Source organism: Actinotalea sp. Marseille-Q4924 (assembly GCF_916618755.1).
Classification (GTDB): Bacteria; Actinomycetota; Actinomycetes; order Actinomycetales; family Cellulomonadaceae; genus Actinotalea.
In genome coordinates this window covers 501,584-521,683 of the sequence record NZ_CAKAKB010000002.1, presented here as the reverse complement: position 1 = coordinate 521,683, position 20,100 = coordinate 501,584, and the positions used below count along the sequence as shown (strand labels likewise).

Genomic DNA, 20,100 nt, shown 5'->3' with positions numbered 1-20,100 from the left:
GTGCAAGCATGCCTGACGTGACGACACCACCCTTCACCACCCGGCCGGAGCTCCTGGGCACGACGGGGATGGTCGCGTCGACGCACTGGCTGGCCTCGCAGTCCGGGATGGCCGTCCTCGAGCGCGGCGGCAACGCGTTCGACGCCGCCGTCGCCGCCGGTCTGGTCCTGCACGTGGTGGAGCCCCACCTCAACGGGTTCGCCGGCGACCTCCCCGTCGTCGCCGCCGCGGCCGGCTCGGAGCCGTTCGTGCTGTGCGGTCAGGGGACCGCCCCCGGGGCGGCGACGCCCGAGGTGTTCGCCGACCTGGGGCTCGACCACGTGCCCGGCACCGGCCTCCTCGCCGCCGTGGTCCCCGGCGCCTTCGGCACGTGGATGGACATGCTCGCGCGGTACGGGACCTGGCGGGTCGCCGACGTCCTCGCGTTCGCGATCGGCTACGCCCGCGACGGGTTCCCCCTCCTGGCGCAGGCCTCCGCGACGATCGCGCGGGTGGCGGACCACTTCCGCGAGCACTGGCCCTCGTCCGCAGCCACCTACCTGCCCGGCGACGAGGTCCCCGCACCGTCGAGCCGGCTGCGCCTGCCCGGCCTCGCGGCCACCCTCGAGCGCATCGTCGAGGAGTCCCGCGCCGCCGGCCCGGACCGGCTGGCCGAGATCGAGGGTGCCCGCCGCGCCTTCTACGAGGGCTTCGTCGCCGAGGAGATCGGCCGGTTCGCCGCCACCGAGGAGCTCATGGACTCCTCCGGGCGACGGCACCGCGGGCTGCTGACCGCCGACGACCTCGCCGGCTGGCGCGTCCGCGAGGAGCGACCCACGACCGTCGAGTTCGCCGGCCGGACCATCGCCAAGACGGGTCCGTGGGGCCAGGGGCCCGTGCTCCTCCAGCAGCTGCGGATGCTCGAGGGCATGGACCTCGAGGACACCCGGCCGGGCAGCGCGGAGCTGGTCCACGCCGTCGTCGAGACCGCGAAGCTCGCCTACGCCGACCGCGACCACTGGTACGCCGACCCCGACCACGCCGACGTGCCCCTCACCGAGCTCCTTTCGACGGAGTACGCGGCGCAGCGCCGGGCGCTCGTCGGTGCGACGGCCTCGGACGAGCACCTCCCCGGGGCCCCCGGCGGCCGCGCGCCCCGCGGGCTCCCGGACGCCGTCGTCGCCCGGGTGGACCGGGCGCTGGCGGGCGCGGCCGACGACGGCGCCGCGGCCACCCCGGGCGCGTCACCCGCGGGCGTGGGCGAGCCGACGTTCGGCACGGAGCCGGCCGTGCGGACCGACGGCTCCGCCCGCGGCGACACGTGCCACCTCGACGTCGTCGACCGCTGGGGCAACATCGTCTCGGCGACGCCCAGCGGCGCGTGGCTCCAGTCCTCCCCCGTCGTCACGGCCCTGGGCTTCCCCCTGCCCACACGCGCGCAGATGTTCTGGGTCGAGCCCGGCCTGCCCGGCTCCGTCGCACCGCACAAGCGTCCGCGCACGACGCTCAGCCCGACGCTCGTCCTCCGCGACGGGCGTCCGGAGATCGCCTGCGGCACCCCCGGCGGCGACCAGCAGGACCAGTGGCAGGTGCCGCTCCTGCTCAACCACCTCGTCTACGGCATGGGGCTGCAGGAGGCGATCGACGCCCCGACGTGGCACACCACGCACCTGGTCTCCTCGTTCGACCCCCGGGACCTCGACCCGCTCGGCGTCACCGCCGAGGACCGGCTCGGACCGGAGGTGCTCGCCGAGCTGCGCCGCCGCGGTCACCGGGTGACCGCGTCGGGTCCGTGGTCGCTCGGGCGGCTGAGCGCCGTGGCGATCGGGCGTGACGGCATGCTGCGGGCCGCAGCCACGCCGCGGGGGATGCAGGGCTACGCCGTCGGGCGCTGACGGGACCCGGCGGACACGGCCAACACGGCGGACACGGCGGTCACCCCCGGACGTCGACGCCGAGCACCACCGGCAGCTCGGCGAGCGTCGTCACGACGTGGACGCCCGCGGCGCGCGCGGCCGTGAGGTCCTCCGGCGGGACGTCGACGCGACGCGGACCGGGCCGGTCCACCCACACCCCGACGAGGCCGGCGGCCACCGCGCCGAGCGCGTCGACGTCGAGCTCGTCGCCCACGTAGGCCGTGCGGGCCGGCTCGGTGCCGAGCCGCCGGCACGCCTCGAGGAAGACGGCGGGGTCGGGTTTGCCGACACCGAGCGTGTCCACGCCGACGAGCACCTCGACGCGGTCGGCGAGGCCCACCCGGCGCAGCTTCGTCGTCTGGTACTCCACACCGGCGTTGGACAGAGCGCCCACCGCCAGGCCGTGGTCGAGGAGCCGGTCGACGACCTCGGAGGCCTCCTCGTGCGCCGCCCAGGCGCCCGCGAAGCCGTCCTCGAAGATCGCGTCCCACCGGGCGTACGCCTGGTCGTCGAGCGGCTCGCCGCCGAACACGCGCTGCAGCTCGTTCGCGCGGGCGAACCGTTGGTCGCGGTAGCCGATCTCGCCGCGGGTGTACCGGCGGTAGTGGTCGCCCCCGTCCGCGCGCCAGACCTGCAGCATCTCCGCGTGGCGGTCCGCGGTCACGTGCGGCAGGAACGCCGACGCCGCCGCGGTCAGCGCGACCGCGAAGGCGCCGCGCGTGTCCACGAGGGTGTCGTCGATGTCGAGCAGCACGCCGTCGACGGGGCGCCCTGCGCCCTCGCCCGCCCGCGCCGGCGCGTCGGCGGTCACAGCGAGGCGCGCAGCGCCTGCAGCCGCGCGAGCGTCGAGTCCTTGCCGAGGATCTCCAGCGACTCGAACAGCGGCGGGGACACGCGCCGGCCGGAGACCGCCACGCGCAGCGGCGTGAAGGCGAACCGGGGCTTGATGCCCAGACCGTCCACGAGCGCCGTCGTCAGCGCGTCCTGCACCGACGCTGTGGTGAAGGCCTCCGGGGCCAGCGGCTCGAGGGCCGCCACGGCGGCGTCGAGGACCTCGCCGGAGTCCTCCCGCAGGGCCTTGCGGGCGTCGTCCTCGACGACGACGTCCGCGTCCGGGCGCAGGAGGAAGCCCAGCATCCCCGCGGCCTCGCCCAGCAGCGTCATGCGCTCCTGCACCAGCGGGGCGCCGGCGTCGAGCACGGCGCGCTCGTCCTCGCGCAGGTCGCCGTAGGCCCGGGCGGAGAGCAGCCCGGCGTCGTGGAGGTACGGGACGAGGCGGTCGCGGAAGTCGCCCGGTTCGAGCAGGCGCACGTGCGCGGCGTTGATCGCCTCGGCCTTCTTGACGTCGAACCGGGCGGGGTTGGGCAGCACGTCCGCGACGTCGAAGGCGGCGACCATCTCCTCGACCGTGAAGATGTCCCGGTCCGGCGCGATCGACCAGCCGAGGAGTGCCAGGTAGTTGAGCAGCCCCTCGGGCACGAACCCGCGCTCCCGGTGCAGGAACAGGTTGGACTCGGGGTCGCGCTTGGAGAGCTTCTTGTTGCCTTCCCCCATGACGTACGGCAGGTGGCCGTAGACGGGCTCGACCGAGGCGACGCCGAGCGCGACGAGTGCCCGGAAGAGCACCGCCTGCCGGGGTGTGGAGGACAGCAGGTCCTCGCCGCGCAGGACGTGCGTGATGCCCATGAGCGCGTCGTCGACCGGGTTGGTCAGCGTGTACAGCGGCTGCCCGTTGGCGCGGACGATGACGTAGTCCGGCACCGAGCCCGGCCTGAAGGTCAGCTCCCCGCGCACGAGGTCGGTGAAGACGACGTCGTCGTCGGGCATGCGGATCCGCAGCACCGGCTCGCGGCCGTCCGCCCGGTAGGCGGCCTTCTGCTCGTCGGTGAGGTCCCGGTCGAACCCGTCGTAGCCCAGCTTCGGGTCGCGTCCGGCCGCGCGGTGGCGCTCCTCCACCTCCTCGGGCGTCGAGAAGGACTCGTAGGCGTACCCCGCCTCGAGCAGGCGTCGCGCGACGTCGGCGTAGAGGTCCAGGCGCTGCGACTGCCGGTACGGCCCGTGCGGCCCGCCGACCTCGACGCCCTCGTCCCAGTCCAGACCGAGCCAGCGCAGCGCCTCGAGCAGCTGCTGGTAGCTCTCCTCGGAGTCCCGCTCCGCATCCGTGTCCTCGATCCGGAACACGAAGGTGCCCCCCGTGTGCCGCGCGTAGGCCCAGTTGAACAGCGCGGTGCGGATGAGGCCGACGTGCGGCGTCCCGGTCGGCGAGGGGCAGAAGCGCACGCGCACGGCCGAGCCGGTCGCGGAGGAGGAGGGGGACGACGGCGTCGCGAGGTTCTCAGACATGGTCCGGCCAGCGTAGTCGCGCGCCCGCCGACCACCGGACCGGCCGGCTCGCGGCGAGGACGCCCCGCGGACCCTCCGCGGTCAGTCCCGGCGGACGACCGGGTTGCGCAGCACCCCGATGTCCTCGACCTCGCACTCCACCACGTCGCCGTGGCGGATCGGCCCGACGCCCGCCGGCGTGCCGGTGAGGATGACGTCCCCGGGCAGGAGCGTGAACACCTCCGAGACGTAGGAGACGAGCGTGGCGACGTCGAAAACGAGGTCGCGCGTGCGACCGTCCTGCGTCGTCGTGCCGTTGACGCGGCAGCGGACGGCGAGGTCGTCGACGTCCAGCCCCGGCACGACCCACGGCCCGATCGGGCACGACCCGTCGAAGCCCTTCGCCCGGGTCCACTGGGCGTCCGAGCGCTGGATGTCGCGCGCCGTCACGTCGTTGGCGACGGTGAAGCCGAAGACCCGCGACAGGGCCTGCTCGGGCGAGACGCCCTTGGTCACCTTCCCGATGACGACGGCCAGCTCGGCCTCGTGGTGCACGTCCTCGCTCCACGACGGCAGCACGATCGGGTCGTCGGGGCCGATGATGCTCGTGTTCGGCTTGAGGAAGAGCAGCGGGCTGGAGGGCACCTCGTTGCCGAGCTCGGCGGCGTGGTCGGCGTAGTTGCGGCCCACGCCCACGACCTTGGACCGGGGGATGACCGGCGCGAGGAGGCGCACGTCGTCGCGGTCCAGGGGGATCTGCTCCCCCGTCGGCTGCACGGGCATGTAGATCGGGTCGCCGGTGATGACGACGAGCTGCTCCTGGCCGGGCTCGCCCTCGACGAGCGCGTAGCGGGGGTCGTCCCCTGTGGTGAACCTGGCGATGCGCATGCCCGCAGCGTAGGCGCTGCGGCCCCCGCCGCCGCGGCCGGCCGTAGGCTGCGACGGGTGGGGATGCCGACGACCGACGACGGCGCACGCACCGGTCCACGGACGGCCGCCGGGGCGCGCCTGGCCGGCGTGGACGCCACCCGCGGCCTGGCCGTGCTCGGCATGTTCGCCGCGCACGTCGGGGCCGGCGGTCCGGACTTCTGGTCCGGCGACGGCTGGCTGCAGGTCGCCGACGGCCGGTCGGCCGCGACCTTCGCCCTGCTCGCCGGCCTGTCCGCCGCGCTGCTCAGCGGCGGTCCCACGCCGCCGACCGGGCAGCTCCTGCGGTACGCCCGCGTGCGCATCCTCGCCCGGGCGGCCATGCTCCTGCCCCTGGGGGCGTTCCTGGTCCTGCTCCGCACGCCCGTCGCGGTGATCCTGCCGGCGTACGCGGTGATGTTCGCGCTGCTCACGCCGTTCCTGCGGGTGCCACCGCGCTGGTTGCTCGCCGTCGCAGCGGCCGTCGCCGTCGTGGGCCCGGCGGTCGCGCTCGCCGCCCGTGGGGTCGCGGGCACGGGCGACGCCCTGCTGCCGCCGGTCGACGTCCTCGTCGGCGAGCACTACCCGGTGGTGGTCTGGTTCGCGTACCTGCTCGTCGGCCTCGCCGTCGGACGCCAGGACCTCGGCGCACCGACGACGGCGCGCCGGCTCGCCGTCGTGGGGGCGGTCGCCCTCGTCGCCGGCTACGGCACGGCGGCCGCCGCGATGCGGGCGCTGCCCGCGGACGCCGGCGTCCTGCGCGCGCTGCTCACCGCCGAGCCGCACGCGGACACCCTCCCGGAGGTCGTCGGCAACGTCGGGGTCGCCCTGCTGGTCCTCGCCGTGTCCCTGGCCGCAGCCCGACGGGTGCCCGCGCTGCTGACGCCCCTCGCCGCGACGGGGGCGCTGGCCCTCACCGCGTACGTCGTGCACGTCGTCGCGATCGCGGTGCTGGGCGACGAGGCGGTGTGGGGCCCGGGGAACGGCGACCTGGTCGCGTTCGTGGTGGTGACGCTCGCACTGACGACGGCCTGGCAGGCCACGCTCGGCCGCGGGCCGCTCGAGCGCGTGCTCCATGCCGTGTCCGGCGTGGTCGCCGCGGCCGCCGTCGAACGGGAGCCGGTCAGACCCGCGCGATGAGCTCGCCGTGGAGGATCGCGAACCAGCCGTCGGGCGCCTCACCCCACTCGCGCCACGCCTCCGCCAGGCTCTCCAGCGCGACGTCGTCGGCCAGGCCCTCGCGCAGCGCGTGCTCCGCGAACCCGGACGACGTCACGCGCTCCGCCCACGTGCCGGCCCACCACGCACGGTCCTCCGGCGTCGCGAAGCACCACGCCGACGCCCCCGGCGTGAGCCGGTCGGCGCGGAAGCCCGCCTCGAGCGCCCAGTGCAGCAGACGGCGGCCCGCGTCGGCCTCCGTCCGGTTCGCCTCGGTGACCTCGTGGTACAGCGCGAGCCACTCGTCCAGGCCCGCCGACGGCGGGTACCACGTCGTCGCGGCGTAGTCCGCGTCCCGCACGGCGACCACACCACCGGGCCGGGTGACCCGACGCATCTCGCGCAGCGCCGCGACCGGGTCCGGGACGTGCTGCAGCACCTGGTGCGCGTGCACCACGTCGAAGCTCGCGTCGTCGAAGGGCAGGTCCAGCACGTCGGCGACCTCGGCGCTGAGGTTCGGGAGGTCGGCCGCGCCTGCGGCGTCCCGGGTGAGGTCCACGGCTGCCCGTGCGCGGTCGACCCCGACCACCTCCCCGGGCGAGACCGCGCGCGCGAGGTCCACCGTGATGCTGCCCGGCCCGCAGCCGACGTCGAGCACGCGCTGCCCGGGCTGCAGGAAGGGGAGCAGGTAGGCGGCGGAGGTCGCCGCCGTCCGCCGGGCGTGCGACCGGACCACGCTGCGGTGGTGACCATGGGTGTAGACGTCGGCGCTCACGCCCACAGTGAGTCAGAGGCCGCCCGCCGTATCAACGTGCGACACACTCCGTCTCGCTCAGCGGGACGGTTCAGCGAGGGGCGTCACTCGGGCGACCTCGACACCACGGTTGGCGAGCGCGTCCGCGCGCTCGTTGCCCGGGTCGCCCGCGTGGCCCTTCACCCACACCCAGGTGACGTCGTGGCGGCGCACCTGGCGGTCCAGCGCCTCCCACAGCTCCTTGTTCTTCACCGGCTTGCGCTCGCCGGTGAGCCACCCGTTGCGCTTCCAGCCCGCCATCCAGCGTGTCATGCCGTGCATGACGTAGGTCGAGTCGACGTGGAGCGTGACGCTGCACGACCGGTTGAGGGCCCCGAGCGCCTCGATGACGGCGCTGAGCTCCATCCGGTTGTTCGTGGTCACCGGCTCGCCGCCGAACAGCTCCCGCTCGTGGCTGCCGGAGCGCAGCAGCGCTCCCCAGCCACCCGGACCCGGGTTGCCCTTGCAGGCGCCGTCCGTCCAGATCTCCACGACCGGGCCCGCGGCGGCGGCCGGGGACGGCTCGGGGGCCGCCGGTGCGTGCGGCGGCGTGGTCGGGGGCGTCGGCACGGCGCCACCCTACGGGCGCGTCAGGGCCAGACGAGGGTGCGGCTCCAGCCGTCGCCGTCCCGCGCGTAGACGACGCGCTGGTGCGCCCGCGTGCCCGAGCCCTGCCAGAGCTCCACCGCCTCGGGCACGACCGCGTAGACGACCCAGTCGGCCAGCACGGCGTCCGGGTGCGCGTCGACGTGCTGGCGAGCCCGCGCCAGGGCCACGTGCAGGGTGGCCACGTCGGGCAACGGCTCCCCCGGCCGCGTCGCGAAGGCGGCCGCCCGCGACGCCGGTGAGCGGGCGAGGAAGTCCGCGGCGCACTCGTCGGCATCGAGCGCGACGGCGGTGCCGGTGACCCGGACCTGGCGACCCTGCGGCTGCCAGTAGGAGGACAGCGCGACCGCGGGGTTCGTGCCGAGGTCGCGTGCCTTGCCGCTGCGCCGGTCGGTCGCGAACACCCACCGGCCCTGCTCGTCGACGTCCTTGAGCACGACCACGCGCGACGACGGACGCCCGGCGCCGTCGACCGTCGAGACGGTCACCGCGTGCGGCTCGGGGACGCCGGCGTCCAGGGCCTCCTCGAGCCACCGGAGGAAGGCGGTCACGGGGTCGGCGGGCAACGAGGCCGGGTCGAGCACCGGGAGGTCGCCCGCGAGCGCGGGGAGCCGGCGCAGCGTCCGGCGCAGGCCCGACGGGTCGTCCGCGTGGCGCGACATGGCCCCGACGCTAGCCCAGGCGGCGTCCCTCGGACGGCGGACGGGTGGACGGATGGACGGCGGGGCCCACCGGGGCCATGGTGGAGGTGGGGGTGGTGACATGCGCTATCACCGACCGTGAGGAGGCGGGCCGCCGGCTCGCACCGTTGCTGGAGCACCTCCGGGGTCGCGACGTGGTCGTCCTCGGCCTGCCACGCGGCGGCGTGCCGGTCGCCGCGCAGGTCGCCGAGTGGCTCGGAGCGCCCCTGGACGTCGTGGTCGTACGGAAGCTGGGGGTGCCCTGGCAGCCGGAGCTGGCGATGGGCGCCGTCGGCGAGGGCGGCGTCATGGTCGTCGACGAGCACGTCCTGCGGTCGGCCCGCCTGAGCCGGGGCGACCTCGAGGAGGTCGCGACCCGGGAGCGCGCGGAGCTCGAGCGCCGCACCGCACGGTTCCGCGGGGACCGCCCCCGGGTACCCGTGGCGGGCCGGACGGCCGTGGTCGTCGACGACGGGGTGGCCACCGGCTCCACGGCCCGCGCGGCGTGCCAGGTCGTCCGGGCCCTCGGCGCCACGCACGTGGTCCTGGCCGTCCCCGTGGCGCCGGCCGGCTGGGAGGGGCGGCTCGCGGGTGCCGCCGACGAGCTCGTGGCGGTCCGCACCCCGCGGTTTCTCGGCTCGATCGGCGAGTTCTACGACGATTTCCGCCAGACGAGCGACGAGGAGGTCCTGGCGTGCCTGTCCGGGGTCGCGCCGCCCTCGCACGTCACGATGGCGGTCCCGGCGGACGGTGCCGGCCTCGTCGGCGACCTCGTCCTGCCGGCAGGCGCGCGAGGTCTGGTGGTGTTCGCCCACGGGACCGGCAGCAGCCGGCACAGCCCCCGCAACCGGGCCGTGGCGCGGGTGCTGCAGGAGGCGCGGCTGGGGACGGTCCTGCTGGACCTGCTCGACCCGACCGAGCAGGACGGCCACGCGACGCCGGTCGACGTGGAGCTGCTGGCGGCACGACTGGGCCTCGTCGTCCGGCACCTCACGGACCTGCCCACGACGGCCGGCCTGCCGATCGGGCTCTACGGGGCCAGCACGGGCGCAGCCGTCGCCCTCCTGACCGCGGCGGAGCCGGGCTCACCGGTCGCGGCGGTCGTCTCGCGCGGCGGACGGCCCGACCTCGCGGCCCTGCGCCTGCCGGCCGTGCGGGTCCCCACGCTGCTCGTCGTCGGGCAGGACGACCCCGTGGTGCTGGACCTCAACGAGCGCGCGCTGCGGATGCTGCGCTGCGAGGCCCGGCTCGTCGTCGTCCCCGGGGCCGGGCACCTCTTCGAGGAGCCGGGGACGCTGGACGTGGTGGCCGAGGCGGCGCGGGACTGGTTCGTCGAGCACCTCCGTGCGCGACGGCACCGGGACGGCGGCCCGGAGCGGCTCCGGGCGTGAACGCAGCCCCGTGAGCTCGACCGCCGGTCCGACGACGAGCGGGCGACGTACCCTCGGGGCGTGACGTCCCCGACCGCTCCGTCGGGCCCCTTCGAGCCCGAGACCGTCGCGACGTCGCCCGCGCCCCTCACCCTCACCCCGACGCAGTGGCGGCGGCACGCGGACGAGCACGCCGCTCACGCCGACGCCCTCACCGCCGCGCACCGCGCGCGGCGCGCCACCGGCGAGAAGCACCCGGTCGAGGACTTCCTCTACGAGTACTACGCGCTCAAGCCCGCCGCCCTGCGCCGCTGGCACCCGGGTGCCGGCGTGCGCCTCGCGCCGGGTCCCGACGGGCCGGCCCCGCACGCGGCCTGGCGCTGGTACACGACGGACGACGACCACGCGGTGGGGCTCGACCTCGACGCGTACCTCGCCGACCGCGCGGGCACGGTGCGCTACGTCCGTGACCTGCTCGTCGCCACGGCGGCGCGTCCCGCTCACCTGGGCTGCCTGGGGCTGCACGAGTGGGCGATGGTGTACCGCCAGGACGACGTCGGCCGCCGGCACGCCCTCCCGCTGCGCTTGGGGAGGGAGGGCACGGACGCCGTCGTCGAGCGGCACGCGATCCGGTGCTCCCACTTCGACGCCTTCCGGTTCTTCACCCCGGAGGCCACCGGGCGCAACGCGCTGCAGCCGACCCGCGAGACGCAGCCCGCGATGGAGCAGCCCGGCTGCCTGCACGCCACCATGGACCTGCTCAAGTGGTCGCTCAAGCTCGGCCCGCTCGTCCCGGGCGACGTGCTGCTCGAGGCCTTCCGGCTCGCGTCGGACGTGCGGCGCCTGGACATGCAGGCCTCGCCGTACGACGTCAGCGCCCTCGGTGAGCCGGTGGTCGCCGTCGAGACGCCGGAGGGCAAGGCGGAGTACGTGCGCCGGCAGCGTGCGTTCTCCGAGCGCGCTGCACCGCTGCGGGCGCGGCTGGCGGACCTGTGCGGCACCGCTGTCGGCGGCGACCGACCGGCTCCTCAGCCGAGCAGCCCGGCGACCCCCGTGAGGATCGGCGTCGCGAGCCAGTAGAGCGCCACCACAGCGCCGATCACGGTGGGGACCAGGCCCTGGGGCTCACCCTCACGCTCGGCACGCCGGCCGTTGACGAGGGCGAAGACCGCGGGGGCCAGGCCGATCACGGTGGCGGGGAGGCCTGCGAGGAGGAAGACCTCGGGCGTCGGGTCGACGGAGCCGCTCTCGTACCCGAGGAGCGACCCCACACCGTCACCGACGAGCATCGCCACCACGAACGCGACCGGCACGAGAGCCACGGCGACCCAGGCGCGGCGCAGGTGGCGACGGGCCGCGGTGTACGGGCGGCCCAGGGGCGGGGAGGCTGGTGCGACGGCGGACATGGTGCACCTCCACCACCAGAGGACACCCGCGCGCCTCCGGGCGCAAGGGCCGGACGCCCCGTGGGCCCGCCCGTCGGTGACGCCTGCGAGGATGGCGGCGATGACCTCCTCCCCCGGCACCTCCATCGCGACGTCGACCGGCCCGTCACGGGCCCCGACGGAGCCCGTGCCCGACCTGGCCGCCCGCATCCCCGACGACCCCCACGACCCCGACGCGCTCTACGAGGCGTTCGTGGGCTGGGCCGCCGAGCGCGGCCTCGACCTGTACCCGGCCCAGCAGGAGGCGCTGCTCGAGCTGGTCACGGGGTCGCACGTGATCCTGTCGACGCCCACGGGCTCGGGGAAGTCGCTCGTGGCGATGGCGGCGCACTTCGTGGCCCTGGCCCAGGGACGCCGGACCTACTACACGGCGCCGCTCAAGGCGCTCGTCAGCGAGAAGTTCTTCGACCTGGTCGCGGCGTTCGGGTCGGACCGCGTCGGGATGATGACCGGCGACAGCAGCGTCAACCCCGGGGCCCCGATCATCTGCTGCACGGCGGAGATCCTGGCGAACATCGCGCTGCGCACCGGCGAGGGCATCGCCGAGGCGCCCGGTCACGTCGACGACCCGGCGGTGCCCGGCGAGGACGCCGTCGGCCAGGTCGTGATGGACGAGTTCCACTTCTACGCCGACCCCCAGCGCGGCTGGGCCTGGCAGGTGCCGCTGCTGGAGCTCCCCCGCACCCAGTTCCTGCTCATGTCGGCGACGCTGGGCGACACGACGTTCTTCGCCGAGGACCTGCGTCGGCGCACGGGCGTCCCGGTCGCCGAGGTGGCGAACGCCGAGCGGCCCGTGCCACTGACGTTCTCCTACGTCGTCGAGCCGCTGCACGAGGTGGTCGAGGAGCTCGTGCACACGCGGCGGGCTCCCGTCTACCTCGTCCACTTCACCCAGAAGGACGCCGTCGAGCGGGCGCAGTCGCTCCTGTCCAGCGCGGTCGCCTCGCGGACCCAGCGGGACGCCATCGCCGAGGAGCTCGGCGCCTTCCGCTTCGGCACCGGCTTCGGCAGGACGCTCTCCCGGTTCCTGCGGCACGGCGTGGGCGTGCACCACGCCGGCATGCTGCCGCGCTACCGCCGGGTCGTGGAGCGTCTGACCCAGAAGGGGCTGCTCACTGTCGTCTGCGGCACCGACACCCTCGGCGTGGGCATCAACGTGCCCATCCGCACCGTCGTGCTCACGTCTCTCGTCAAGTACGACGGCGTGCGGATGCGCCACCTGTCGGCGCGCGAGTTCCACCAGATCGCCGGCCGTGCGGGCCGTGCGGGCTACGACACCGTGGGAGAGGTGCTCGTCATGGCGCCGGACCACGTGGTCGAGAACCGCAAGCTGCTCGCCAAGGCGGGCGACGACCCGAAGAAGCTGAAGAAGATCGTCCGGAAGAAGGCACCGGAGGGCTCGGTCAACTGGACCGACAAGACGTTCGAGCGGCTCCGCGACGCCCCGCCCGAGCCGCTGACGTCGAGCTTCGCCGTCACCCACGCGATGGTCCTCAACGTCCTGTCCCGGCCGGGCGACCCGGTGGCGGCGATGCGCCGGCTGCTCACGGACAATCACGAGCCGGAGGCGGCTCGCGGCCGGCACGCGCGCCAGGCTGTCCGCATCTACCGCTCGCTCCGGACCGCCGGGGTGGTCGAGCGCGTGCGCCGCCAGGACGGTGCGGGGTGGACCGTGCGGCTCACCGTGGACGTGCCCCCCGACTTCGCCCTCAACCAGCCGCTGTCGCCCTTCGCGTACGCCGCCCTGGACGTCCTGGACCGCGAGGCGCCGTCGTACGCGCTGGACGTCGTGTCGGTCATCGAGGCGACCTTGGACGACCCCCGCCAGGTGCTCGCGGCCCAGGAGAACCGGGCGCGCGGCGAGGCCGTGGCCGCCATGAAGGCCGAGGGGTACGACTACGACGAGCGGATGGCGCTCCTGGAGGACGTCACCTACCCCAAGCCGCTCGCCGAGCTGCTGGAGGCCGCCTTCACGATCTACCGGCGCAGCAACCCGTGGGTCGCCGACCACCAGATCTCGCCGAAGTCGGTCGTGCGCGACCTGCACGAGCGCGCGATGACGTTCACGGAGTTCGTCTCGGTGTACGGCCTGGAGAGGACCGAGGGCGTCCTGCTGCGCTACCTCGCCGACGCGTACCGCGCCCTGCGCCAGACCGTCCCGGCGGAGCGACGCGACGAGCAGCTCGAGGACTTGCTGGAGTGGCTGGGCGAGCTGGTCCGTGGCACGGACTCCAGCCTGCTCGATGAGTGGGAGCGGCTCCGCGACCCCGAGGCCTTCGCGGCCGGCCGCGACGGCTCGGCGCAGCCGGCCGACCTGGGCGACGGCACGACGACGACCCGCATCACCGCCAACCGCCGCGCCTTCCGCGTGCTCGTCCGCAACGCGCTCTTCCGCCGGGTGGAGCTGGCCGCCCGCGAGCGCTGGGCGGCCCTCGGGGCGCTGGGCGACGTGGACGCCGACGGCGCTGCGTGGGACGCGGACCGGTGGGCCGACGCGCTGGACCCGTACTTCGACGAGCACGACGAGATGGGCACCGGTCCGGACGCGCGGGGTCCGGCCCTCCTCATGATCACGGAACGGCCGGCCGCCGACGGCACTGCCGAGCGCTGGGAGGTCCGCCAGGTCCTCGAGGACCCGGCCGGTGACCGCGACTGGCGCATCGACGTGGTCGTCGACCTGGCTGCGAGCGACGAGCGCGGGGAGCCGGCGCTCGTCGTGACGGCGGCCGGGCGACTCTGACGGCGCGCCCCGCGCGCTCGTGGGGTGACCCGGCGCTCTCGTAGAGTCGCGCCGTGGCCAGGAAGAAGGGTCCGTCCGGGACGCCCGCGCTCGTCGCCCTCGAGGCGGCCGGGGTGGCGCACACCGTCCACCCGTACGAGCACGACCCTGCCTCGGACCTCGGGTACGGCCTGGAGGCGGCGCAGGCGATCGGCGTCCCCGCCGAGCAGGTGTTCAAGACGCTCATGGCGGTGGTCGACGGGGAGCTGACCGTCGCCGTCGTCCCGGTGACGGGTCTGCTCGACCTCAAGGCGCTCGCGCACGCCGTGGGCGCCAAGCGCGCCGTCATGGCCGACCGGCCGGTCGCCGAGCGGGCGACGGGGTACGTCGTCGGCGGCATCTCCCCGCTCGGCCAGCGCGCCCGGCACCGGACGGTGGTGGACGAGACGGCGGAGCTCTTCGACGTCGTCTACGTGTCGGGGGGCCGGCGCGGGCTGGACATCGGCCTCGCACCGGCGGACCTGGTGCGGCTCACCGGCGCCGTCGTCGCCGACGTGGCCCGCGGCTGACGGCGCTCAGCGGACCGGCTCCGCGAAGGGCCGGTCGGTCGGGACGACCTCCTTGCCGAGCGGCAGCAGCGAGATCGGGATGAGCTTGAGGTTCGCGATGCCCATCGGGATTCCGATGATCGACACGAACAGCGGGATGGCCGTGACCACGTGCCCGATGGCGAGCCACACCCCTGCCACCACGAGCCAGACGACGTTCCCCAGCGTCGACCACGCCCCCGCGCCCGGCTTGTCCACCACCGTGCGACCGAACGGCCAGAGCACGTAGCCGGCGATCCGGAATGCCGCGATGCCGAACGGGATCGTCACGACCAGGAGGCAGCACACGATGCCGGCGGCGACGTAGCCCAGCGCCAGCCAGGCGCCGGCGAAGAACAGCCAGATGACGTTGAGGAGGGTCTTCACGTCCCCAGCCTCTCCCCTGGTACCGGGCTCCGACATCGGTGAACCACCGGACCCGCCCCTGATCGTGCGCCCCTGATCGTGCCGGGCCGCGCCGGTGCCGTCGACGGTCTGCGATCGGCCCGGAATACAGTCACGCGCGTGACCGCCACGCACCCGCCCGACGCGCCCGACGGCGGCCTCGCCGCCCGGCTGGCCGCCGCGCAGGACCGCGTCGCCGCCGCCGCTCGCTCGGCGGGCCGGGACCCTGCCGAGGTGCGGCTGCTGCTGGCCTCGAAGCGCATGCCGGCCGCCGTCGTCCGCGACGCGGTGCTCGCGGGGGGGACCCTGCTCGGGGAGAACACCGTCCAGGAGCTCGTCGCGAAGGCGCCCGAGCTCGCCGACCTGCGCCCACGGTGGCACCTCATCGGCCACCTGCAGTCCAACAAGGTCAACGCGGCGCTGCGCTGGGCCGACTGCGTGCAGAGCGTCGACACCCTCCCTCTGGCGGAGCGGCTCTCCCGGCGGTGCGGGACCACCGACCGCGACCTCGACGTCATGGTCCAGGTGAACGTCTCCGGCGAGCCGAGCAAGTCGGGCGTCGAGCCGGTGCAGGCGGTGGAGCTCGCCCGGGCGGTCGCGGCGCTCCCGCGCCTGCGGCTCGTGGGCCTCATGACGATCGGCGCCGCCACGGAGGACGACGCGGTCGTCCGTGAGGGCTTCGCGCGGCTCCGGGGCCTGCGCGACGAGGTCCTCGCGTCCGGGGCGCCGGGGACGGCGGCCGCACGCGAGCTGTCGATGGGCATGAGCGGGGACCTCGAGGTCGCCGTCGAGGAGGGGTCGACGATGGTGCGGATCGGCACCGCGGTGTTCGGTGCGCGACCCCGGCAGGCGGACGGCGCCGCTGACGACGCCGGCCGACACGGACGCGGCGCCCCGTGACCAGCGGTCGACCTGCACGTCTACCGGCCGGTCTGACCGGGGCGGAGTCTGCGGGCCGGCGCACCCGCCGCGACCCCTGGCGCCGACCCGCGCCTCGGCGTAGACTAGTTGAAACGTGAACTAGTTGAGGAGGCCTCGGTGACCGAGCACCACCCCGAGCACAGCACCGGCGGGACGTACACCGTCAAGGGCAAGGAGTTCACCCGCGACACCCGGTACATCGCCACGCGCATCACGGCGGACGGTCAGGACGGGTTCCCGGCGGAAGCCGGGCGGTACCGCCTCGTCGCGGCCCGGGCGTGCCCGTGGGCGAACCGCGCCATCATCGTGCGGCGGCTGCTAGGTCTCGAGGACGCCATCTCGCTGGGCACACCCGGGCCCACGCACGACGCCCGCTCCTGGACGTTCGACCTGGACCCGGACGGCCGGGACCCGGTGCTGGGCATCGAGCGCCTGCAGGAGGCGTACCTGCGCCGCGACCCCGAGTACCCCCGGGGCATCACGGTGCCCGCGATGGTCGACGTCACGACCGGCGCCGTCGTCACCAACGACTACGCCCAGCTGACCCTCGACCTGTCCACCGAGTGGCGCGCGCACCACCGGGCCGGTGCGCCGGACCTGTACCCCGAGCGGCTCCGCGACGAGATCGACGGGATGAACGACACGGTGTTCCGGGACGTCAACAACGGCGTCTACCGCTGCGGCTTCGCCGGCTCGCAGGACGCCTACGAGCGGGCCTACGACCGCCTCTTCGCCGCCCTCGACCGGCTCGAGGAGCACCTGACCACCCGGCGCTACCTCGTGGGCGACACGATCACCGAGGCCGACGTGCGGCTCTTCACCACGCTCGTGCGCTTCGACGCGGTCTACCACGGCCACTTCAAGGCGAACCGCAACAAGCTCAGCGAGATGCCCGCCCTGTGGGGGTACGCGCGGGACCTGTTCCAGACGCCCGGGTTCGGCGACACGGTGGACTTCCAGCAGATCAAGGAGCACTACTACGTCGTCCACACGGACATCAACCCCACCCAGGTCGTGCCGAAGGGCCCGGACCTGTCGGGCTGGGTGACCGCCCACGGCCGCGAGGCGCTCGGCGGGCGACCGTTCGGGTCCGGGACGGCGCCGGGCCAGGTCCGCGAGGGCGAGCGCGTGGACCCCGCGCACACGCCGCTCGGCCGTCAGTCCGGCGCCTTCAGCAGCTGACGACGCCGCCCGGACCGGGCGTCGTCGCGGAAGGCCTCAGGGCCGCGCCCCGACCCCCGCGCGGAGGAGCCCGAAGACGATCGAGTCGACGATCGCCTCCCACGACGCCTCGACGATGTTCGGACCGACGCCCACCGTGCTCCACGTCGTCTCCGCGCCGGTGTCCATGGTCTCCACGAGCACGCGCGTGGTGGCGTCCGTGCCGTGCTGCGTGTCCATGATCCGCACCTTGAAGTCGATGAGCTCGAAGCGCTCGATCTCCGGGTAGCACGGCCGCAGGGCCTTGCGGAGGGCGTGGTCGAGGGCGTTGACCGGACCGTTCCCCTCTCCGGTCGCGATGACGCGATCCCCGCCGACGTGCACCTTCACCGTGGCCTCGCTGGAGGCGTCGGTCGGGTCGCCGGGGACGGTCTCGACGAAGACGCGCCAGCTCTCGGTCCGGAAGAAGGCAGGCCGGGCGCCGTCGAGCTCCTCCCGCAGGAGCAGCTCGAAGGACGCGTCCGCCGCGTCGTAGGTGTAGCCCTGCGCCTCGGCGTCCTTGACCCGGTTCGTGACGCGGGACAGCAGCTCCCCCTGACCGGACAGGTCGAAGCCCAGCTCGCGGCCCTTGAGCTCGATGGAGGCGCGGCCCGCCATGTCGGAGACGAGCATCCGCATGTCGTTGCCGACGGCCATCGGGTCGGCATGCTGGTACAGGTCGGGGTCGACCTTGATGGCGCTGGCGTGCAGCCCCGCCTTGTGCGCGAACGCGCTGGCGCCCACGTACGGCTGGCGGGCGAACGGCGCGATGTTCGTCACCTCGCTGATCGCGTGGGCGATCCGGGTCATCTCCCGCAGCCCGTCGCCGGCGAGCAGACGGCGGCCCTCCTTGAGCTCGAGGTTCGCCACGACGGTGAGGAGGTCGGCGTTGCCCGTGCGCTCTCCGTAGCCGTTGATCGTGCCCTGCACGTGCGAGGCGCCCGAGGCCACGGCGGCCATGCTGTTCGCCACCGCGCAGCCCGAGTCGTTGTGGGCGTGGATGCCGAGGCGTCCACCGACCCGCTCCCGGACCGCCTGGACGACCTCGTGGACCCGGTCCGGCAGCATCCCGCCGTTGGTGTCGCACAGCACGGCGACCTCGGCCCCCGCGGTGAACGCCGCCTCCACCGCGCGCAGGGCGTAGTCGGGGTCGTACCGGTACCCGTCGAAGAAGTGCTCCGCGTCGAGGAACACCCGCCGGCCCTCGCGCACGAGGAAGGCCACGGTGTCCGAGATCATCGCCAGGTTCTCCTCGCCCGTGGTCCGCAGGGCCCGCGCGACGTGGCGGATGTCGCTCTTGGCCACGAGGGTGACGACGGGGGCCTCGGCGTCGAGCAGGGCGCGCACCTGGGCGTCCTCCCACGCCCGGCTGCCGGCCTTGCGCGTGGACCCGAACGCGGCCAGCTCGGCGTGCCGCAGGTCCAGCTCCTTCGCGGCCCGGCGGAAGAACTCCGTGTCCTTCGGGATGGCGCCGGGCCAGCCGCCCTCGATGTAGCCGACGCCCAGCTCGTCCAGGAGCGGGGCGATGGTGAGCTTGTCCGCGACGGAGAGGTTCATCCCCTCCTGCTGGGCGCCGTCACGCAGCGTCGTGTCGTAGACGTCGAAGGTCGTGGTCTCCACGTCGTGCTCTCTTCGTCCGGCCCCGTCACGGGGCTGCGGGTGCGGCCGGTGCTGCCTGGGTCGTGCTCCCGCCGGCGAGGGGTGGTGCCGGCTGTGCCTCGGTCCGGGCGGGGGTGGTGCCCGGACCAACAAAAAGACCCCCCGGGGTACGGGAGGTCTGCGCGTCCGGCGGGTCGGCCGAACGCGCTACTCGATAATGAGGGTGATCCAGGTCACGGCGCCATCATGCCACAGCGTCCGCGAGCCGGACAGGGTGGCCGCATCGTGGGATGCGCCACCCTGTCCGACGTGCTTCAGACCAGCCGGCGCATCCAGCCGTGCGGGTCCTCCGCCCTGCCGTACTGGATGTCCGTGAGGCGGCTGCGGACCGCGGACGTGACCGCACCGGTCTGGCCCTCCCCCACCGTCAGGTCGAAGTCGTCGCTCGCGAGCCGGCCGATCGGCGTGACGACCGCCGCCGTGCCGCACGCGAACATCTCCGTGATCGAGCCGTCCTGCAGGCCGTCGCGGACCTCCTGCAGCGGGACAGGGCGCTCCTGCACGTCGTGGCCGGCCTCCCCGAGCAGGGTGAGGATGGACGAGCGCGTCACGCCCTCGAGGATCGAGCCGTTGAGCTCCGGAGTCGTCACGGACCCGTCGGCGCGGACGACGAAGACGTTCATGCCACCCAGCTCCTCCAGGTAGGAGCCGGTGGGCGCGTCGAGGAAGCACACCTGGTCGCAGCCCTGCGCCTGCGCCTGCTGCTGCGGCAGGAGGCTCGCGGCGTAGTTGCCACCGCACTTCGCCGCACCGGTCCCCCCCGGCCCGGCCCGGTGGAAGTCGCGGACCACCCAGATCGACACGGGCTTGAGGCCGCCGGCGAAGTAGGGCCCGACCGGGGAGGCGATGAGGACGTACTCGGCCTGCCTCGTGGGCCGGACGCCGAGGAAGACCTCCGAGGCGTACATGAAGGGACGCAGGTAGAGGCTCGTCTCCTCGCCCGAGGGCACCCACGCGAGGTCCGTGCGCACGAGCGCCTCGATCGAGCCGAGGAAGTCCTCGGCGGACAGCTCCGGCAGCGCGAGGCGTCGCGCGGAGCGGGCGAACCGCGCGGCGTTGGCCTCGGGCCGGAAGGTCCACACGGACCCGTCGGCGTGGTGGTACGCCTTGAGACCCTCGAAGATCTCCTGCCCGTAGTGCAGGACCGCGGTGGCCGGGTCGAGGACCAGCGGGCCGTACGCCTCGACGCGGCGGTCCTGCCAGCCGCCGTCGGCGGTCCAGGAGACGCGCGCCATGTGGTCCGAGAAGGCCGTGCCGAAGGTGGGGGCCCGGAGGATCGCGTCGCGCTCGTCGCTCGACCGGGCGGTCGTGCTCGGGCGGACGTCGAAGCGGTCCGCGGTCGATGCAGCAGCAGCAGCAGTGGTGCTCATGTCGATCCTTTCACCGGGGCGTGAGCCCGCTCGGTCCCAGACGGTACCGGGGTGACGGCCGACG

The 20,100-nt window shown here is 74.6% G+C and carries 18 protein-coding genes; 8 read left to right on the top strand and 10 right to left on the bottom strand.

Features of this window, described 5'->3' with window-relative positions:
• Positions 1 to 8: 8 nt before the first annotated feature.
• Positions 9 to 1,874, top strand: a complete 1,866-nt coding sequence (locus LG379_RS06610; protein ID WP_370634452.1) for a gamma-glutamyltransferase family protein — start codon at positions 9 to 11, stop codon at positions 1,872 to 1,874.
• A gap of 40 nt (positions 1,875 to 1,914) precedes the next feature.
• Here the strand turns inward: LG379_RS06610 and LG379_RS06605 are convergent, their stop codons facing one another.
• The 3 genes from LG379_RS06605 to LG379_RS06595 form a co-directional block, all read right to left on the bottom strand.
• Positions 1,915 to 2,706, bottom strand: a complete 792-nt coding sequence (locus tag LG379_RS06605) for an HAD family hydrolase (protein ID WP_225753787.1) — start codon at positions 2,704 to 2,706, stop codon at positions 1,915 to 1,917.
• On the bottom strand, positions 2,703 to 4,238 hold the full coding sequence (gene gltX, locus LG379_RS06600; protein WP_225753786.1) for a glutamate--tRNA ligase: 1,536 nt from the start codon (positions 4,236 to 4,238) through the stop codon (positions 2,703 to 2,705). Before gltX ends, LG379_RS06605 begins: the two co-directional genes overlap by 4 nt.
• 81 nt (positions 4,239 to 4,319) lie before the next feature.
• On the bottom strand, positions 4,320 to 5,105 hold the full coding sequence (locus LG379_RS06595) for a fumarylacetoacetate hydrolase family protein (protein ID WP_225753785.1): 786 nt from the start codon (positions 5,103 to 5,105) through the stop codon (positions 4,320 to 4,322).
• Positions 5,106 to 5,168: 63 nt separating this feature from the next.
• Here LG379_RS06595 and LG379_RS06590 point away from each other — a divergent pair, with 63 nt between their 5' ends.
• Positions 5,169 to 6,263, top strand: coding sequence for a heparan-alpha-glucosaminide N-acetyltransferase domain-containing protein (locus LG379_RS06590; RefSeq protein WP_225753815.1), 1,095 nt, complete (start codon positions 5,169 to 5,171; stop codon positions 6,261 to 6,263).
• Here the strand turns inward: LG379_RS06590 and LG379_RS06585 are convergent.
• From LG379_RS06585 to LG379_RS06575, 3 genes are all read right to left on the bottom strand, one after another.
• Entirely contained in the window at positions 6,247 to 7,062 is an 816-nt protein-coding gene (locus LG379_RS06585) for a methyltransferase domain-containing protein (RefSeq protein WP_370634451.1), read from the bottom strand. The two genes, LG379_RS06590 and LG379_RS06585, sit on opposite strands and share 17 nt — an antisense overlap.
• A gap of 51 nt (positions 7,063 to 7,113) precedes the next feature.
• Positions 7,114 to 7,566 carry a ribonuclease HI gene (gene rnhA / locus LG379_RS06580; protein WP_370634460.1) on the bottom strand — a complete coding sequence of 151 codons (453 nt, stop codon included), beginning with the start codon at positions 7,564 to 7,566 and terminating at the stop codon, positions 7,114 to 7,116.
• A 98-nt stretch (positions 7,567 to 7,664) separates the two neighbouring features.
• The gene (locus tag LG379_RS06575) at positions 7,665 to 8,342 is read right to left on the bottom strand and encodes a pyridoxal 5'-phosphate synthase (protein WP_225753783.1); all 678 of its coding nucleotides are present in this window, start codon (positions 8,340 to 8,342) and stop codon (positions 7,665 to 7,667) included.
• 95 nt (positions 8,343 to 8,437) lie between these two features.
• On the opposite strand from LG379_RS06575, the gene LG379_RS06570 reads away from it, so the two are divergent.
• Both LG379_RS06570 and LG379_RS06565 read left to right on the top strand, forming a co-directional pair.
• Positions 8,438 to 9,751 carry a phosphoribosyltransferase family protein gene (locus LG379_RS06570; RefSeq protein WP_225753782.1) on the top strand — a complete coding sequence of 438 codons (1,314 nt, stop codon included), beginning with the start codon at positions 8,438 to 8,440 and terminating at the stop codon, positions 9,749 to 9,751.
• A gap of 60 nt (positions 9,752 to 9,811) precedes the next feature.
• A complete protein-coding gene (locus LG379_RS06565) occupies positions 9,812 to 10,810 on the top strand; it encodes a 3-methyladenine DNA glycosylase (RefSeq protein WP_225753781.1) in 999 nt (332 codons plus the stop codon).
• Here the strand turns inward: LG379_RS06565 and LG379_RS06560 are convergent.
• Positions 10,759 to 11,136: a hypothetical protein gene (locus tag LG379_RS06560; protein ID WP_225753780.1), complete on the bottom strand. Its 378-nt coding sequence runs from the start codon at positions 11,134 to 11,136 to the stop codon at positions 10,759 to 10,761. The two genes, LG379_RS06565 and LG379_RS06560, sit on opposite strands and share 52 nt — an antisense overlap.
• Before the next feature lie 100 nt (positions 11,137 to 11,236).
• Here LG379_RS06560 and LG379_RS06555 point away from each other — a divergent pair, with 100 nt between their 5' ends.
• Together LG379_RS06555 and ybaK are read left to right on the top strand one after the other, a co-directional pair.
• Positions 11,237 to 13,915 (top strand): RNA helicase, encoded by a 2,679-nt coding sequence (locus tag LG379_RS06555; RefSeq protein WP_225753779.1) that lies wholly within the window; start codon positions 11,237 to 11,239, stop codon positions 13,913 to 13,915.
• 53 nt (positions 13,916 to 13,968) lie between these two features.
• Positions 13,969 to 14,463, top strand: coding sequence for a Cys-tRNA(Pro) deacylase (gene ybaK / locus LG379_RS06550; RefSeq protein ID WP_225753778.1), 495 nt, complete (start codon positions 13,969 to 13,971; stop codon positions 14,461 to 14,463).
• A 6-nt stretch (positions 14,464 to 14,469) separates the two neighbouring features.
• Here the strand turns inward: ybaK and LG379_RS06545 are convergent, their stop codons facing one another.
• Positions 14,470 to 14,868 carry a YccF domain-containing protein gene (locus tag LG379_RS06545; protein WP_225753777.1) on the bottom strand — a complete coding sequence of 133 codons (399 nt, stop codon included), beginning with the start codon at positions 14,866 to 14,868 and terminating at the stop codon, positions 14,470 to 14,472.
• A 138-nt stretch (positions 14,869 to 15,006) separates the two neighbouring features.
• On the opposite strand from LG379_RS06545, the gene LG379_RS06540 reads away from it, so the two are divergent.
• Both LG379_RS06540 and LG379_RS06535 read left to right on the top strand, forming a co-directional pair.
• Positions 15,007 to 15,786, top strand: coding sequence for a YggS family pyridoxal phosphate-dependent enzyme (locus LG379_RS06540; RefSeq protein WP_225753776.1), 780 nt, complete (start codon positions 15,007 to 15,009; stop codon positions 15,784 to 15,786).
• Between the two features lie 138 nt (positions 15,787 to 15,924).
• A complete protein-coding gene (locus LG379_RS06535) occupies positions 15,925 to 16,989 on the top strand; it encodes a glutathione S-transferase family protein (protein WP_225753775.1) in 1,065 nt (354 codons plus the stop codon).
• 36 nt (positions 16,990 to 17,025) lie between these two features.
• On the opposite strand, the gene cimA is transcribed toward LG379_RS06535, so the two are convergent.
• Together cimA and LG379_RS06525 are read right to left on the bottom strand one after the other, a co-directional pair.
• Positions 17,026 to 18,627, bottom strand: a complete 1,602-nt coding sequence (gene cimA, locus LG379_RS06530; protein ID WP_225753774.1) for a citramalate synthase — start codon at positions 18,625 to 18,627, stop codon at positions 17,026 to 17,028.
• A gap of 293 nt (positions 18,628 to 18,920) precedes the next feature.
• On the bottom strand, positions 18,921 to 20,036 hold the full coding sequence (locus LG379_RS06525) for a branched-chain amino acid aminotransferase (protein WP_225753773.1): 1,116 nt from the start codon (positions 20,034 to 20,036) through the stop codon (positions 18,921 to 18,923).
• Positions 20,037 to 20,100 lie beyond the last annotated feature (64 nt).

Bases quoted from the DNA above. Each gene is read 5' to 3' on its own strand.
- LG379_RS06555 (WP_225753779.1), top strand. From the start codon at position 11,237: ATGACCTCCTCCCCCGGCACCTCCATCGCGACGTCGACCGGCCCGTCA.
- LG379_RS06560 (WP_225753780.1), bottom strand. From the start codon at position 11,136: ATGTCCGCCGTCGCACCAGCCTCCCCGCCCCTGGGCCGCCCGTACACC.
- gltX (WP_225753786.1), bottom strand. From the start codon at position 4,238: ATGTCTGAGAACCTCGCGACGCCGTCGTCCCCCTCCTCCTCCGCGACC.
- LG379_RS06590 (WP_225753815.1), top strand. From the start codon at position 5,169: ATGCCGACGACCGACGACGGCGCACGCACCGGTCCACGGACGGCCGCC.
- LG379_RS06595 (WP_225753785.1), bottom strand. From the start codon at position 5,105: ATGCGCATCGCCAGGTTCACCACAGGGGACGACCCCCGCTACGCGCTC.
- LG379_RS06610 (WP_370634452.1), top strand. From the start codon at position 9: ATGCCTGACGTGACGACACCACCCTTCACCACCCGGCCGGAGCTCCTG.
- LG379_RS06575 (WP_225753783.1), bottom strand. From the start codon at position 8,342: ATGTCGCGCCACGCGGACGACCCGTCGGGCCTGCGCCGGACGCTGCGC.
- LG379_RS06525 (WP_225753773.1), bottom strand. From the start codon at position 20,036: ATGAGCACCACTGCTGCTGCTGCTGCATCGACCGCGGACCGCTTCGAC.